The sequence below is a fragment of the Rhizobium sp. BR 317 genome, from assembly GCF_047445835.1.
GTDB lineage: Bacteria > Pseudomonadota > Alphaproteobacteria > Rhizobiales > Rhizobiaceae > Rhizobium > Rhizobium paranaense.
Window position 1 is genome coordinate 264,592 of record NZ_JARWLB010000006.1, and the last position, 15,851, is coordinate 280,442.

General features: G+C 61.6%; 10 protein-coding genes. 5 read left to right on the forward strand and 5 right to left on the reverse strand.

What is annotated here, in order from left to right; translation table 11 throughout:
- Nucleotides 1–160: 160 nt before the first annotated feature.
- Both gltB and QD357_RS12435 read left to right on the forward strand, forming a co-directional pair.
- Nucleotides 161–4,888 carry a glutamate synthase large subunit gene (gene gltB, locus QD357_RS12430; protein WP_414124388.1) on the forward strand — a complete coding sequence of 1,576 codons (4,728 nt, stop codon included), beginning with the start codon at nt 161–163 and terminating at the stop codon, nt 4,886–4,888.
- 178 nt (nt 4,889–5,066) lie between these two features.
- Nucleotides 5,067–6,521, forward strand: a complete 1,455-nt coding sequence (locus QD357_RS12435; protein ID WP_107109196.1) for a glutamate synthase subunit beta — start codon at nt 5,067–5,069, stop codon at nt 6,519–6,521.
- Nucleotides 6,522–6,568: 47 nt separating this feature from the next.
- On the opposite strand, the gene QD357_RS12440 is transcribed toward QD357_RS12435, so the two are convergent.
- Both QD357_RS12440 and QD357_RS12445 read right to left on the reverse strand, forming a co-directional pair.
- Nucleotides 6,569–7,771, reverse strand: coding sequence for a DUF459 domain-containing protein (locus QD357_RS12440; RefSeq protein ID WP_107109195.1), 1,203 nt, complete (start codon nt 7,769–7,771; stop codon nt 6,569–6,571).
- Nucleotides 7,772–7,858: 87 nt separating this feature from the next.
- Entirely contained in the window at nt 7,859–9,082 is a 1,224-nt protein-coding gene (locus QD357_RS12445; RefSeq protein WP_107109194.1) for a lytic murein transglycosylase, read from the reverse strand.
- Nucleotides 9,083–9,288: 206 nt separating this feature from the next.
- Between QD357_RS12445 and galU the strand changes: the two genes are divergently transcribed.
- Entirely contained in the window at nt 9,289–10,176 is an 888-nt protein-coding gene (gene galU, locus QD357_RS12450; protein WP_414124389.1) for a UTP--glucose-1-phosphate uridylyltransferase GalU, read from the forward strand.
- 173 nt (nt 10,177–10,349) lie between these two features.
- On the opposite strand, the gene QD357_RS12455 is transcribed toward galU, so the two are convergent.
- Entirely contained in the window at nt 10,350–11,876 is a 1,527-nt protein-coding gene (locus tag QD357_RS12455) for an outer membrane beta-barrel protein (RefSeq protein ID WP_414124390.1), read from the reverse strand.
- Nucleotides 11,877–12,071: 195 nt separating this feature from the next.
- Here QD357_RS12455 and QD357_RS12460 point away from each other — a divergent pair, with 195 nt between their 5' ends.
- Entirely contained in the window at nt 12,072–13,067 is a 996-nt protein-coding gene (locus QD357_RS12460) for a KpsF/GutQ family sugar-phosphate isomerase (protein WP_107109191.1), read from the forward strand.
- Here the strand turns inward: QD357_RS12460 and QD357_RS12465 are convergent, their stop codons facing one another.
- The gene (locus QD357_RS12465; RefSeq protein WP_107109190.1) at nt 13,068–13,526 is read right to left on the reverse strand and encodes an NfeD family protein; all 459 of its coding nucleotides are present in this window, start codon (nt 13,524–13,526) and stop codon (nt 13,068–13,070) included.
- A 2-nt stretch (nt 13,527–13,528) separates the two neighbouring features.
- Complete coding sequence (locus tag QD357_RS12470) at nt 13,529–14,542, reverse strand: SPFH domain-containing protein (protein WP_107109189.1); 1,014 nt, start codon at nt 14,540–14,542, stop codon at nt 13,529–13,531.
- A gap of 364 nt (nt 14,543–14,906) precedes the next feature.
- On the opposite strand from QD357_RS12470, the gene QD357_RS12475 reads away from it, so the two are divergent.
- Nucleotides 14,907–15,815 carry a S1C family serine protease gene (locus QD357_RS12475; RefSeq protein WP_414124391.1) on the forward strand — a complete coding sequence of 303 codons (909 nt, stop codon included), beginning with the start codon at nt 14,907–14,909 and terminating at the stop codon, nt 15,813–15,815.
- The last annotated feature ends 36 nt before the right edge of the window (nt 15,816–15,851 follow it).

The window sequence follows — 15,851 nt, forward strand, 5'->3', positions numbered from 1 at the left end:
ATAAGCAAGGCGCGGAACGCTGACGACGGGCTCCACCAAGGGGTCATGGTCTGCGGCCCGATCTTCACAATGCAACAGCGCTGTCGCGCGTCGGACCTGATAACGGGGCGGCGCGGGACGAAGGATCGCCCGTGATGCGGGCCTTACCGGAGGGAAAACGATGACGAACAGGACGCCGTCCAAGACTTTTGACCACATCGCAGCAGCAAAGGCTGCCGCTACGGTCAATACGTCGAAACGTGCCGCCTTCGGTATCCCGCCGAAACAGGGCCTTTACGATCCGCGCAACGAACATGACGCCTGTGGCGTTGGCTTTGTCGCGCATATGAAGGGCCAGAAGTCGCACCAGATCGTGCGCGACGGCCTGTTCATTCTKGAAAACCTGACGCATCGCGGCGCTGTCGGCGCCGATCCGCTGATGGGCGACGGTGCCGGCATTCTCGTGCAGATTCCGGACCGTTTCTTCCGCGAGGAGATGGCGGCGCAGGGCGTCATCCTGCCGAAGGCCGGGGAATATGGCGTCGGCCATTTCTTCCTGCCGCGCGACGCGGCGCTGATCGAGCATTTCAAGACGGCCATCAAGCAGGTCGTCGCCGAGGAGGGCCAGGTTCTGCTCGGCTTCCGCGACGTGCCGGTCGACAACTCCTCGCTCTCCAAGGCGCCGGAAATCGCTGCCACCGAGCCGCATCATGTGCAGGTCTTCATCGGCGCCGGCCGAGACGCCGGCACGCATGAGGAATTCGAGCGCCGCCTCTTCACCCTGCGCAAGGTGATTTCCAACCGCATCTATGCGGAATATGAGGGCGAAGAGAGCAACTTCTACCCGGTCTCGCTGTCGAACTCGACCGTGGTCTACAAGGGCATGTTCCTCGCCTATCAGGTCGGCGCCTATTACAAGGACCTCTCCGATCCGCGTTTCGAATCGGCGGTCGCCCTCGTGCATCAGCGTTTCTCCACCAACACCTTCCCGTCGTGGAAGCTGGCGCATCCCTATCGCATGGTTGCCCATAATGGCGAAATCAACACGTTGCGCGGCAACGTCAACTGGATGGCGGCGCGCCAGGCATCGGTGTCTTCGCCGTTGTTCGGCGACGATATCTCCAAGCTCTGGCCGATTTCCTACGAAGGGCAGTCGGACACGGCATGCTTCGACAACGCGCTCGAATTCCTCGTGCGTGGCGGCTATTCCATGGCGCATGCCGTGATGATGCTCATCCCGGAAGCCTGGGCTGGCAACCAGTTGATGGCGCCGGAACGCAAGGCATTCTACGAATATCATGCCGCCCTGATGGAGCCGTGGGATGGTCCGGCTGCTGTCGCCTTCACGGATGGCAAGCAGATCGGCGCGACGCTCGACCGCAACGGCCTGCGTCCGGCCCGCTATCTCGTCACCAACGATGATCGCGTCATCATGGCGTCCGAGGCCGGTGTTCTGCCGGTCGAGGAAGAAAAGATCATTCAGAAGTGGCGCCTGCAGCCAGGCAAGATGCTGCTTATCGATATGGAAAAGGGCCGGATCATCTCGGACGACGAGGTGAAGTCAGAACTTGCGACCAAGCATCCCTATCGTAACTGGCTCAACCGCACGCAGTTGATCCTCGAAGACCTGAAGCCGGTGGAGCCGCGGGCGCTACGCCGCGACGTGTCGCTGCTCGATCGCCAGCAGGCCTTCGGCTATACGCTGGAAGACACCAAGATCCTGATGTCGCCGATGGCGACGACGGGGCAGGAAGCGATCGGCTCCATGGGTACGGATACGCCGATCTCGGCCATGTCCGACAAGCCGAAGCTGCTCTATACCTACTTCAAGCAGAACTTCGCGCAGGTAACCAACCCGCCGATCGACCCGATCCGCGAAGAGCTGGTGATGAGCCTCGTCTCCTTCATCGGCCCGCGTCCGAACTTACTCGACCATACCGGCATGGCAAACGCCAAGCGGCTGGAAGTACGCCAGCCGATCCTGACCAATGGCGATTTGGAAAAGATTCGTTCGATCGGCCATACGGAGGATCGTTTCGACACCAAGACGCTCGACTTCACCTATGATGTCGAACGCGGTGCCGAAGGCATGCCGGAAATGCTCGATCGTCTCTGCGAGCGTGCCGAGGCGGCCGTTCGCGGCGGCTACAACATCATCGTGCTCTCCGACCGCCAGATCGGCCCGGACCGCATCGCGATCCCGGCGCTGCTGGCGACTGCGGCCGTCCACCATCACCTGATCCGCAAGGGGTTGCGCACATCGGTCGGTATCGTCGTTGAAACCGGCGAGCCGCGCGAAGTGCATCATTTCTGCCTGCTCGCCGGCTATGGCGCGGAGGCGATCAACCCCTACCTCGCCTTCGACACGTTGCTCGACATGCATCAGCGCGGCGATTTCCCGAAGGAAGTCGATGCGAGCGAAGTCGTCTACCGCTATATCAAGGCGGTCGGCAAAGGCATCCTCAAGGTCATGTCGAAGATGGGCATCTCGACCTATCAGTCCTATTGCGGCGCGCAGATCTTCGATGCGATCGGCCTGCGGCAGGAACTGGTGGATCAATATTTCTTCGGCACGGCGACGATGATCGAAGGCATCGGCCTCGAAACCATCGCCGAGGAAACCGTTGCCCGTCATCGGTCGGCCTTCGGCCGTGACCCGATTCTGGCAAGCACGCTCGATATCGGCGGTGAATATGCCTACCGCATGCGCGGCGAAAGCCACGCCTGGACCCCGGATGCCGTGGCCGCCCTTCAGCATGCCGTGCGCGGCAATGCCGAAGACCGCTATCGCGAGTTCTCGGAGATGGTCAACCAGTCGGCGCTTCGGATGAACACCATCCGCGGTCTTTTTAAGGTCAAGGGTGCGGAAGCACTCGGCCGCAAGCCGATCTCGGTCGACGAGGTCGAGCCGGCAGCCGATATCGTCAAGCGCTTCTCGACGGGCGCCATGTCCTTCGGCTCGATCAGCCGCGAGGCGCACACGACACTGGCAATCGCCATGAACCGCATCGGCGGCAAGTCGAATACGGGTGAAGGCGGCGAGGAATCCGACCGTTACATGCCGCTCTTCGACGGCTCGCCGAACCCGGAACGCTCGGCGATCAAGCAGATCGCCTCGGGCCGCTTCGGTGTGACAACGGAATATCTGGTCAATGCCGACGTGCTGCAGATCAAGGTTGCGCAGGGTGCGAAGCCCGGCGAGGGCGGTCAATTGCCCGGCCACAAGGTCGACGCCACCGTCGCCAAGACCCGGCATTCGACGCCGGGTGTCGGCCTGATCTCGCCGCCGCCGCATCATGACATCTATTCGATCGAAGATCTGGCGCAGCTCATCTTCGACCTGAAGAACGTCAACCCGACGTCGGATGTCTCGGTCAAGCTCGTCTCGGAAGTCGGTGTCGGCACGGTCGCCGCCGGTGTCGCCAAGGCGCGCGCCGATCACATCACCGTCGCCGGCTTCGATGGCGGCACGGGCGCATCGCCGCTCACGTCGCTGAAGCATGCCGGCTCGCCTTGGGAAATCGGCCTTGCTGAGACACAGCAGACGCTCGTGCTGAACGGGTTGCGCTCACGCGTTGCCCTGCAGGTGGATGGCGGCTTGAAGACGGGCCGCGACGTCATCGTCGGCGCGCTGCTCGGCGCAGACGAATTCGGCTTTGCCACCGCGCCGTTGATTGCGGCCGGCTGCATCATGATGCGCAAGTGCCACCTCAACACCTGTCCGGTTGGCGTCGCGACGCAGGACCCGGTCCTGCGCAAGCGCTTCAAGGGCGCGCCGGAGCATGTCATCAACTACTTCTTCTTCGTTGCAGAGGAAGTGCGCGAAATCCTCGCCTCGCTTGGCGCCGCCAAGCTGGACGACATCATCGGCGCTTCGGAACTGCTGGAGAAGGACGATATGCTCGCCCATTGGAAGGCCAAGGGGCTCGACTTCAGCCGCATCTTCCACAAGGTCGAGGCGCCGAAGGAAGAGACCTATTGGACGACCGTGCAGAAGCACCCGATCGTCGACATTCTCGACCGCAAGCTGATCGAGAAGGCGGAGCCGGCGCTTGCCAGCAAGACGCCTGTCGCCTTCGAAGTAGACATCAAGAACGTCGATCGTTCGGCTGGCGCGATGCTGTCGGGCGCCGTCGCCAAGCGCTATGGTCACCGTGGCCTGAAGGATGACACGATCAACGTCACGCTGAGAGGCACCGCCGGGCAGTCCTTCGGCGCGTTCCTGGCACGCGGCGTCACGTTCAACCTCATCGGCGACGGTAACGACTATGTCGGCAAGGGTCTTTCGGGCGGCCGCATCATCATCCGTCCGCCGGAAAACTCGCGGATCTCAGCCGAACATTCGATCATCGTCGGCAACACCGTGCTCTACGGTGCGACCGAAGGCGAGTGCTACTTCCGTGGCGTCGCCGGCGAGCGTTTCGCGGTGCGCAACTCCGGCGCCATCTCCGTCGTCGAAGGCGTGGGTGACCACGGCTGCGAATACATGACCGGCGGTGTCGTCGTCGTGCTTGGCGAAACCGGCCGCAACTTCGCAGCCGGCATGTCGGGCGGCGTCGCTTACGTGCTTGACGAGAAGGGCGATTTCGCCCGCCGCTGCAACATGGCGATGGTCGAGCTGGAACCGGTTCCGGAAGAGGATGAATTGCTGGAGAAGCTGCATCATCACGGCGGCGACCTCATGCACAAGGGACGCGTCGACGTCTCCGGTGACATGACGCGCCACGACGAAGAGCGCCTCTACCAGTTGATTTCGAACCATTTCCACTACACCGGGTCGACGCGGGCAAAGGAGATCCTCTATCACTGGGCCGACTACCGCCCGAAATTCCGCAAGGTCATGCCGGTCGAATACCGTCGTGCGCTGGAAGAGATGGAGCGTAGCCGGATGGGCGTGGCGGCGGAGTGATCCGCTGCGGCTCGTCTTCCCTTCGAGGATTTCGCGTCCGATTGCGATCGCCGAACTGGCGATCGCAACTGTCGAAAAGCGGAATCGGTTTTGAATTACAGTGCCGGACGGGGCAGCGGGATTTGCCTTCAGGCACGGGAGCCATCGGCTCCTCTATTTTGAGTGAGGAAACGAAAGCATGGGCAAGGTAACAGGCTTCTTGGAAATCGACCGGCAGGTTGGCAAGTATCAGCCGGCATCGGATCGCATCCGGCATTTCCGCGAATTCACGATCCCCATGTCGGACCAGGAAGTACAGAAACAGGCCGCGCGTTGCATGGACTGTGGCATTCCCTATTGCCACGGCCCGACCGGCTGCCCGGTTCACAACCAGATTCCGGACTGGAACGACCTCGTCTACAACAACAATTGGGAAGAGGCGATCCGCAACCTGCATTCGACCAACAACTTCCCGGAATTCACCGGCCGCGTCTGCCCCGCGCCTTGCGAGGAAGCCTGCACGCTGAATCTCGAGGATGCTCCGGTCGCGATCAAGACGGTCGAGCAGGCCATTGCCGACAAGGCCTACGAGCTCGGCTTCATCCGTCCGGAACCGGCAACCGTCCATACGGGCAAGAAGGTCGCCGTCATCGGCTCCGGCCCTGCCGGCATGGCAGCGGCTCAGCAGCTTGGCCGGGCTGGTCACGATGTCCATGTCTACGAGCGCGAGACGAAGCCCGGCGGGCTGCTGCGCTACGGCATTCCGGACTTCAAGATGGAGAAGAACTTCATCGATCGCCGTGTCGAGCAGATGAAGGGCGAAGGCGTGACCTTCCATTGCGGCGTCAATGTCGGCGTGGACGTCAAGGCCGAGCAGCTTCTGGCTGATTATGATGCGGTTCTTTACTGCGGCGGCTCGGAAACCCCGCGCGAAGCGGGCATTCCCGGCACGACGCTAGCCGGCGTCCATGACGCCATGCCCTATCTCGTGCAGCAGAACCGCCGCATCGGCCGTGAAAACATCGACAGTATCGGTTGGCCGTCCGATCCGATCCTCGCTGGCGGCAAGCATATTGTCGTCGTCGGTGGCGGCGACACGGCATCCGACTGCGTCGGCACCGCTTTCCGTCAGGGTGCTGTCAAGGTGACCCAGCTCGATATCCGCCCGCAGCCGCCGGAAAAGGAAGACAAGCTCGCTGTTTGGCCCTTCTGGGCGACGAAGATGCGCACCTCCTCCTCGCAGGCCGAGGGTGCCGTGCGCGAATTCCAGGTGGCAACGCTGGAATTCATGGGCGAAGACGGCGTGCTGACCGGCGTGAAGTGCTGCGAAGTCGATGAGCGCCGCAAGCCGATCGCCGGGACGGAATTCGTCATCCGCGCCGATCTCGCCTTCATCGCCATCGGCTTCCGCGGCCCCTTCACCGACAGCGTGCTGAAGGAACTCGACGGCAAGCTGACGCTCAACACCGACAAGCGCGGCTCAACCAACGTCGTCGCCAACGACAAGGACTACAAGACCTCGGTCGATAAGCTCTGGACCGCCGGCGACGTCCGCCGCGGCCAGTCCCTGGTCGTCTGGGCCATCCGCGAAGGCCGCCAGGCCGCCCGCGCGATCGACGAGGCCCTGATGGGCTCGACAGTGCTGCCGCGGTAAGCGAAGCGCATCTGCTGATATTTAGAGGGCCGCGAAGTGCGGCCCTTTTATTTTGCGGAGTTGTCTACCGGCGTATCCGGCGTCGGCAGCCGATAGTCGTCGACGCGTCCGGTCGGTGCCGGGGCCATTTGGCCTTTCTCGACCAGGAGGTCACGAGGAGATTCGCTGACCGAGGTTTGGGCGGGGGTGCCGCCGAGGAGCTGCGCGCCGCCGTCGAGATTGGGATCGGAGAGGCTGACCGGCTGTGTGCGGGTGATCTTTTCCATCTCCGTTGCCGGCAGATTGACCTGTTCGGCTGGCAGTTGATTGCCGGTGTCGAGGCGGGTGATATCCGGGCTCGCCTGATCGCCGAGTAACCGGCGCGTCGGTTTTTCGACGTAGAAGGCGACCTTGCGTTTTCCCGCTGCCGTGAGATTGATGCCATCGGCGGTTCTGAGCCGCACCTGCTGGCCGTTGATGTCTGAGCCGGTGACGATGAACGCGCCGTTCTCGTCGGTGAAGCCATCCCAGATATCGATGAACTCGCCGCCGATACTTGCGACTTGGCTTTGGTAGATTTGATTGAGCTTTACGGCGTCGGCCGTCATTTGGCTTGAACCGAAGGGTGGAAGGCCGACCCAGAGCAGGGGGATATGGCGGCTCGTCACCAGCTTGCCGAACTGCTCCACGCGTTCCTCATAGGCGAGGTACCATGGATCGGTGCCGAATTTTTCATTGAGCCCGTCACCCGTCATCTGCTGGCGGTCGTTGGCGCCGATCATGACGACGACCAGGGCCGGTTTCAATTGATCCATCATGGCGGGCAGTTGCTGCGGCCAGTTATAATAATCCTGGCGCACAAGGCCGGAGGCGACCGTGCTGCGCGTCTGCACGACGACGCCGGGAGAGGTGGAAAAGGCATCGCCCAATCCGTCGCCAAGGCCGCCCGCCAGAAAATCGCCGACGACGAGGATCGTCTTGGCGTCGGGCAGTTTCGGGATCTCCGGCGGCGTCTCCGGCTGAGCCACCACCACCTGGCGTGGCGGCGGAGCGACTCGTTTATGCGGCCGTATGGTGCGTCTCGGCGCAGGCTGCTGCTCGGGAATATCGGGTTCCGAACTGCCGAACAGCATGTCGAGCAATGTCCTGCGCGGCCGCTCCTGCGCTTCGGCCGTCGTGAGCAGGCAGGCAAACGCGAAGCATACTGCAAGAAGCGCCGTGAGGATCGCTTTCGCAGCAGCCATGGCCGCGCGGACAGGTCGGTTTTTCATCGGGCTCTTTTCCGCTCGCTGCGCCATGGTCGCATGAAAGCGGCGCTGCCGTCCAGAGAATCCAAGACTCATTGCGACCGCGGCGACCTATTTGCGCAGGGCGTTCAACAGGTTCATCGACGGCTCGCCGTCGGCGCTCATGCCGAATCGCTGCTGAACGGCGGTAATGGCGGCCTTGGAGCCGGAGCCGAAATTGCCGTCGACGACACCGTCGTAATAGCCGAGTTCCTTCAGGCGGGTCTGCAGCTCGAATTTCTGCTTCACATCCAGCGTACCGCTCGGGCGCGGCCAGGATTGCTGCATGCCGCCAGAGCCGGCGATCTGATCGGCAAGCAGGCCGACGGCAAGCGCGTAGCTATCGGCGGCATTGTAGCGCTTGATGGTGAAGAAGTTGCCGGCCATCAGGAAGCCGGGGCCGTTAGGTCCGCCCGGCATCTTCAGTTGCGCGCGGTCGGAGGTGAGGCGGAAGCTCTTGCCGTTCGGGCGTACGAAACCCATGGCAGCCCATTGCGCGATCGTGTGGGTCTTGCCGAGTTGCGCCGCGCCGCCGGGCGGTACGGTCACTTCGTAGCCCCAGGTGCGGCCAGTGCTCCAGCCGTTCTTTGCCAGCAGATTGGCGGTCGTTGCCAGCGCGTCGGGAATGGAGTTCCAGATATCGGCATGGCCATTGCCATCGGCGTCGACCGCATAGAGCAGGTAGCTGGTCGGGATGAATTGCGTGTGGCCCATGGCGCCGGCCCAGGAGCCGTTGAGCTCTTCGCGCGGCACGTCGCCGCTCTGCAGGATCTTCAACGCGGCGATCAACTGCTTTTTGGCGTAGCCAGCACGCTTCGGATCGGCATAGGCGAGAGTTGCCAAAGCACGCGGCACGTAATGCAGCTTCTCGTCCTTGGCGAGCACGGCGCCGTAATTCGATTCCATCGACCAGATAGCCAGGATGATATTGCGGTCCACGCCGAAATGCTGTTCAAGGGAACGAAGTGTGGAACCGTATTTGGCCGCCATCTTCCGGCCAACATCAACGGTATAGGGATTGACGCGGGAATCTAGATAATCCCAGATCTCGGATTTGAATTCCGGTTGGTACTGAGCTTTTTCTAGGACCGTGGGGTCTGGGTCCGTTACGCCGGCAAATGCTTTGCGATAGGTTGACTGCGTGATGCCGCTTTTGGCTGCGGTATCGTAGAAGCCCGCGATCCATTTCTGGAACCCAGCGTCCGCATTGGCGTTAATGGGGGTTAGTCCCGCAACGGCACCGAGCGCGAGCGCCAGGGCGAGACCACGAAGGGAGTGTTTGCGGTTTGGGGTCATCAACAGCCGTGTCCATCAATACTTGGATTTCGGGTGCGGCGATGCCCGTGGCATTCGCCCAAGCGTGACACTACAGGAACGAAGTCAACAAATTCTTTACCATGGAAGCCGGGGTCAGTCATCATTTGCAAAACAGTAGCAAATTTATACTACTGACCCTTCGAGTAGCTTTGGCGCAAAAGCGACGCAATTCCCAGGAGGTATGAGTGGGACAGCATAAAAAGGTGCGTAAGGCAGTATTTCCGGTCGCCGGACTAGGGACGCGGTTCTTGCCGGCGACCAAGGCGGTGCCGAAAGAGATGCTGACCGTCGTCGACAAGCCGGTAATCCAGTACGTCGTCGATGAGGCGATGGAAGCCGGCATCGAGCATTTCGTGTTCGTGACCGGCCGCAGCAAGCATGTCATCGAGGACTATTTCGATATTCAGTTCGAACTCGAGCAGACGCTTCGCCAGCGCAACAAGAATGCCGAGCTGTCGCTGCTGAACGGCCTGCTGCCGAAGGCCGGCACGGCGAGCTTCACACGCCAGCAGGAGCCGCTCGGTCTCGGCCACGCCGTCTGGTGCGCCCGCGAGATCGTCGGCGACGAACCCTTCGCGCTGCTGCTGCCCGACATGGTCATGCGTGCCGAAAAGGGCTGCATGAAGGGCATGATCGAGCTTTACGAGCATAGCGGCGGCAACGTCATCGCCGTCGAGGAATGCGCTCCGGACCAGACCCATAAATACGGCATCGTCKGCGTCGGCGAGACGATCGGCAGCGGCTTCCGCATCACCGAAATGGTGGAAAAGCCGGCCAAGGGCACGGCTCCGTCGAACTTCTTCATCAACGGCCGCTACATCCTGCAGCCGGAGATCTTCCACATCCTGGAAAGTCAGGAGCGTGGTGCGGGCAACGAAATCCAGTTGACGGACGGCATGCTGAAGCTTGCCCAGCAGCAGGATTTCGCCGGCTATCACTTCCGCGGCCAGACTTTCGACTGTGGCGCCAAGGATGGCTTCATCCTCGCCAACGTCGCCTTCGCGCTCGCCCGCGCCGACATCCGTCCTACCATCGAGGACGGGTTCAAGGCACTGGTCGAAGCGCTGAAGTAACAAGCTCATCTCGCCCCTGGCGGGCGAGAAAGCAATTTCTTAGGATTAGGCGAGGGCTTGTCCCTCGCCTAATTTTTAGAAATTGCAAGAGAGGGGGTAGGCAGGGACGAACCGAGTCCTGATGTTCGGACAAGAAACGACCCTCGCTCCTATCGAATCTGTCTAGGCAGTTTCTACCTCTTCACCGTCAATCCCACGCCCGCCTGGAGCTGCCGCGTATCATCGCCCGTCGTTCGTGACGTCAGTTGGTAGCCGACATTGCTCGTCAGATCGAGATAGCGGTTGATGCCCCAGGTGAGGCCAAGCGCGGCATCATATTCGGTTTCGTCGGAGGTGGTGCTGCCGGAGGGATAGACGCGCCAGATGGTGCCGCCCGTTACTTTGGCGGTGAGATMGTCGCGCAGTTCCTGGCTCAACGTGCCCGTCAACTGATAGGCGGTGTAGCCGCTTTCGCCCGCCGTCGTGGAGGGTTGGACCGTTGTCGAAAGGCCGATGCTGACATCGGTGCCGCGCTGCGGCKACCAGGCGAGATTGCCGTCGACGGTCGGCGAATCGATCGAAGCGAGGCGCGAATCGTCGAATTCCGTATGCTGATAGCCGAAGCCTAGTTCGCCCTTCATCTTGTCGCCGAGGTCGAGCTCGACGCCCGCCTTGCCCCCGTAGCTCTGGTTCGAGCGGGCGTAGCCATTGCTGTCGTGCGACTGGTCGTAGAAGGTGCGGCCGAGATCGGCCTCCAGGAAGGGGATGAGCACAGGCGAAAGCTCGTAACCGATGCGCCCGCGCCAGGTGCCGGCGGTCTGGTTGCGGTCGCTGAGCGTCACCTGTGTTCCGTCCGACAGGGTGGCGTCGGAATAGATGGTGCGGGTCAGGCCGACGGCTGTCGTGCCGCGCAGCAGGCCGAAATCGCGCTCCAGCGATGCGCCGGTATTGAATTGATTGACAGCCGACTGCTTCGAAGCGCCGGCAATGGCGTTCGGGTCGCTGGTGTCTTCGCGGTAGAACTGATAGCCGGCGATGATATGCGCTGTCGTATCGGCGGGAAGGTCAAGGCGCAGATCGGCGTTGATATTGACGGTCGGCTGTTCGGCGCCGGTGCCGCTCAGGTTTTTCTGCCAGACGCCCTCGCCGGTGACGGTCAGGGCATGGCGGTCCCAATCCGACGTCAAGGTGCTGCGCAGATCGGTTTGCAGAAAGCTACGGTCGTCATTGGTCGAGCCGGTGCGGTTGCTCTCGACGTTGATGGATTGGTTGACGGAAGGGCGCAAGGTGAAGGTGCCAAGCGGTATGCCCTGCACATCCTCACGGTCCGGATGCTGCCGCGCTTTCAGATCGTCGACACTGGTCTCGCGCTGATTGACGCGGCGCAGATCGTTATCCAGCGTGGAGCCCGTCGTCGTGGGATCGATGCCGCCGAGCCGGAGAGACGCGCTGGACGGACTATCCGCATCCGTTGCCGCCTGATTCGCGGCGTTGGTCGTCATGGATCTGGAGGATGTCGCGCCCGTCGTGTCCGAACCGGGCAGATCCAAACTGTCCGTGTCGGTCGATGCTGTCGCCGGATTAGAACTCTGGCTGGTGTTGAGCGATTGCGCCTGAACCGGCATCGGCATGGCGAGCGCAACCCAACCCAGCAGAGCGGATGCAGCGCATGCCGTCAGCCGGAGGGAAACACCACCCGCCTTGTTCTTGCCGATGTTCATTTGATCTATGTCTGACCTTACTTGAAATGCTTTAAATTCTTACCCAAGCGTAAAGGCCCATGGTTAACGCTTCCTTGCCAGAGGACTACAAGGAGTCATGTGACGGAACTTGCTTTGATGGTGCGACGACCCATCTCCGCTGCACAAAATCGATCTCGGGTGGACAGAAATAGAGAAAAGCGTTAGGCCTCGCTCATGAACAAGAGAGCTGTAAGACTGATCGAGAACGGTGCGATCGAATCCGCAATACGGACGATCGAGACCGAGAGACTGGGCATGGAGGCGCTGGAACGCGCCCTGACCAATGGTCTGGCCGCGCCCTTCAGCCGCGCGGTGGAGATCATCGGCGACATCAGCGGCCGCGTCGTCATCACCGGTGTCGGCAAGAGCGGCCATATCGGCAACAAGCTCGCCGCAAGCCTGGCGTCCACGGGAACACCGGCTTTCTTCGTGCATCCGGTCGAAGCCAATCACGGCGATCTCGGCATGATCACGCAGGATGACGTCATCATCGCCATATCCTGGAGCGGCGAAAGCGCCGAGCTGCGCGGCATCATCAGCTATTCCCGTCGCTTCTCGATTCCGATGATCGCCATCACCGCCGGTGAAACCTCTACGCTTGCGCGCGAGTCGGATGTAGTTCTGCTGCTGCCCAAGGAGCAGGAAGCTTGCCCGCATGGGCTCGCACCGACGACCTCGACGCTGCTGCAGCTTGCCATCGGCGATGCGCTGACCGTAGCACTGCTGGAAGCGCGCGGCTTCACGGCCGAGGATTTCCGCACCTTCCATCCCGGTGGCAAGCTGGGCGCCAGCCTCTCGCATGTCGCCGATATCATGCACAAGGGTGACCGCGTGCCTCTGGTTAGCCTTGGCACCGGCATGCCGGAAGCGGCGATGACGCTATCGAAAATGCGTTTCGGCTGCGTCGGCGTGATCGATGACGACGGTTGCCTGTGCGGCATCGTCACCGATGGCGATATTGCCCGCAATCTCGGCGGCAGCCTTGCAGAGATGCGGGTGGACGATGTGATGACGCGCAATCCGAAGACGGTAAAGGAAACGACGCTGGCGACCGGCGCAATGGCAGTGCTGAACCGTCACAATATCTCGGCGCTGATCGTCGTCGACGACGCCCGGCGGCCTGTCGGCATCGTCCATTTCCACGATCTGCTGCGGATCGGCGTCGCCTGATCACGCCATTTCGACGGTCAGATCGCGTCCATTGCTGGCGACGACCTTGACGCGGGTTCCGGCCGGCAGGTCCGGCCCCATCACAGTCCAATAGGTATCGTCCAGGCGGATCCGGCCGCGGCCTTCGGCGATCGGCTCGTTGAGCGTTGCCGTGCGGCCGACCAGGCTCGCGCCGCGCTGGTTGAGGAAGGGCTCATCCGTTATCTGGTTGTTGTTGTAGACATAGCGGCGGCCKAGCAGGGTGACGATGATGGCGCAGGCCGCAAAGACCAGCAGTTGCACCTGCCAGATCCAGAAGGCGCTGTCCCAAAATGCCAAAGAGAGAGCGCCGACGATGACGGCGGCAAGACCGATCCAGACCAGGAAGAAACCGGGTGCGATGAGTTCGGCAGCCAGGAGTACGAAACCGGCCACCCACCAACTCCATGGCCCAAGTTCGCCAATGAGATTGTCGAGCATGCTCAACTCTCCCGCGGCAGCGGATTGACGGAGGGGGTCGATCGCGTTGCGCCCGCACGCGGACGTGACGGCTGCGAAGGCGTATCGCCATTATTGCTGTCGCCGAAGACCTCGCGGGCGATAGCGCCGATACCGCCGAGCGAACCGATGAGCGAAGCGGCTTCCATTGGCATCAGCACGATCTTGGAATTGCCGGCCGTGCCGATGGATGTCAGTGCCTCCGTATATTTCTGCGCGACGAAATAGTTGATGGCGTGAATGTCGCCTGCGGCGATCGCTTCCGAAACCATACGTGTCGCCTTGGCTTCCGCTTCGGCCAGGCGTTCGCGGGCCTCCGCATTGCGGAAAGCTGCCTCACGCTGACCTTCCGCCTGCAACACCGCAGCCTGTTTGGAGCCCTCGGCCCGTAGGATTTGCGCGTTGCGCAGGCCTTCCGCCTCAAGCACCTGGGCGCGCTTTTCGCGCTCGGCCTTCATCTGCCGCGCCATTGCGTCGACCAGATCCTTTGGCGGCTGTATGTCCTTGATCTCGACACGAGTGACCTTGATGCCCCAGGGGTGTACCGCATCGTCGACGACGCGCAGCAATCGGTCATTGATGGCGTCACGATTGGAAAGCAGCTCATCGAGATCCATCGAGCCCATGACGGAGCGGATATTGGTCATGGTCAGATTCTGAATGGCATTTTCGAGATTGGTCACCTGGTAAGCGGCCTGCGCAGCGTTTAGCACCTGATAGAAGGCGATGGCGTCCGCGGCTATGCTCGCATTGTCCTTGGTGATGACCTCCTGGGTCGGGACGACCAGCACCTGCTCCATGACATTCATGCGTGCGCCAACAGAATCGATGAAGGGCACGATCAGATTGAGGCCCGGCTCGAGTGTGCGCGTGTAGCGTCCGAAGCGTTGGAGCGTATAGCGATATCCCTGTGGCACGGTCTTGATCCCGGCAAACAGCACCAGGATGACTAGAATTACAAAAGCGACCACGACGATGCTGAAACCACCGACGACCATAAAATCCTCCATGGACGCCCTGCACGATGCAGGATTTGCGTCACTTCAAAACACTGCCGCGATCTCTACGCATTCGGGCGAACAGGCGGCGCAGCAGATCAATCTGATGTGGTGGGTTAGCATGTTCTCGGCAAGGGCGGAATGGGCCGTGAAAGCCAACCGTGTGCCTCGCTTGACGGCGTGAAAAGGGCGGGCGGAAATCTTGCGCTTTCGGTCCGAACGGACGGTTTCGGCGCCCTCTCAATTTCACTCAGGCCTTGCACCTGACCACACATGTTCATACCTTAAGGGGAGGAAATGTATCCGGTTTCTGCCGCCGCGCGGCTCTCCGAGCCATGGCGTGGCGCATCACCAGGGTGAGACGATGAATATCGACAGGACTTTGCGGTCAATCGTGGCCGTGCACGCTTCAATTCCGGAAGATGCCTTTACGGCTGGCGCGTTGGGAACCCGGCGGGAAGGCAGCGGCGTAGTCATCAGGGATAACGGACTGGTACTCACGATCGGCTATCTGATCACCGAAGCCGAGGAGGTCTGGCTGACGACCCATGACGGCCGGGTGGTTCCCGCTCATGCGCTTGCCTATGATCAGGAAACCGGCTTCGGTCTGGTCCAGGCGCTTGGCTCGCTTGGGGTTCCGGCACTGGAATTCGGCAATGTGGCCAAGGCTGGGATCGGCGATCCCGTGGTGATTGCCGACGGTGTCGGTCAATTCGTCCGGGCAAATATCGTGGCTAAGCAGGAATTCGCCGGATATTGGGAATATCTGCTGGAGGAGGCGATCTTCGTCGCGCCCGCTCATCCTTCATGGGGCGGCGCTGCGCTCGTCGATGCGCACGGCAAGCTTCTGGGCATCGGCTCGCTTCACCTGCAGATGGCCTCCCAGAACGAAGAGACGGCCGATATCAATATGGTCGTGCCGATCGATTTGCTGCCGCCTATTCTCGATGACCTGCTCAACCGAGGCCAGGTCAACAAGCCGCCGAGACCTTGGCTCGGTGCTTTCTCCGCTGAAAGCAACGGCGATGTCGTGGTCATGAGCGTGGCGGAAGGAGGCCCGGCCGCTCAAGCGGGCTTGCAGCGAGGCGATGTCATCTCCGAAATCCGGGACGGCGAGGTCGACAGCCTGGCCGATTTTTACCGCAAGGTATGGGAAAGCGGCCCCGCCGGCGCGGAAATCCCCATGAGGATATTGCGCAACGGCCGGGAAGCATGGCTACGCGTCAAATCGGCTGATCGCAGCAGCTTTCTCAGGAAGCCGCAATTGCAGTGAAGCACTGCCGTCGCGGCGGTGGAATAGCATCCGGCG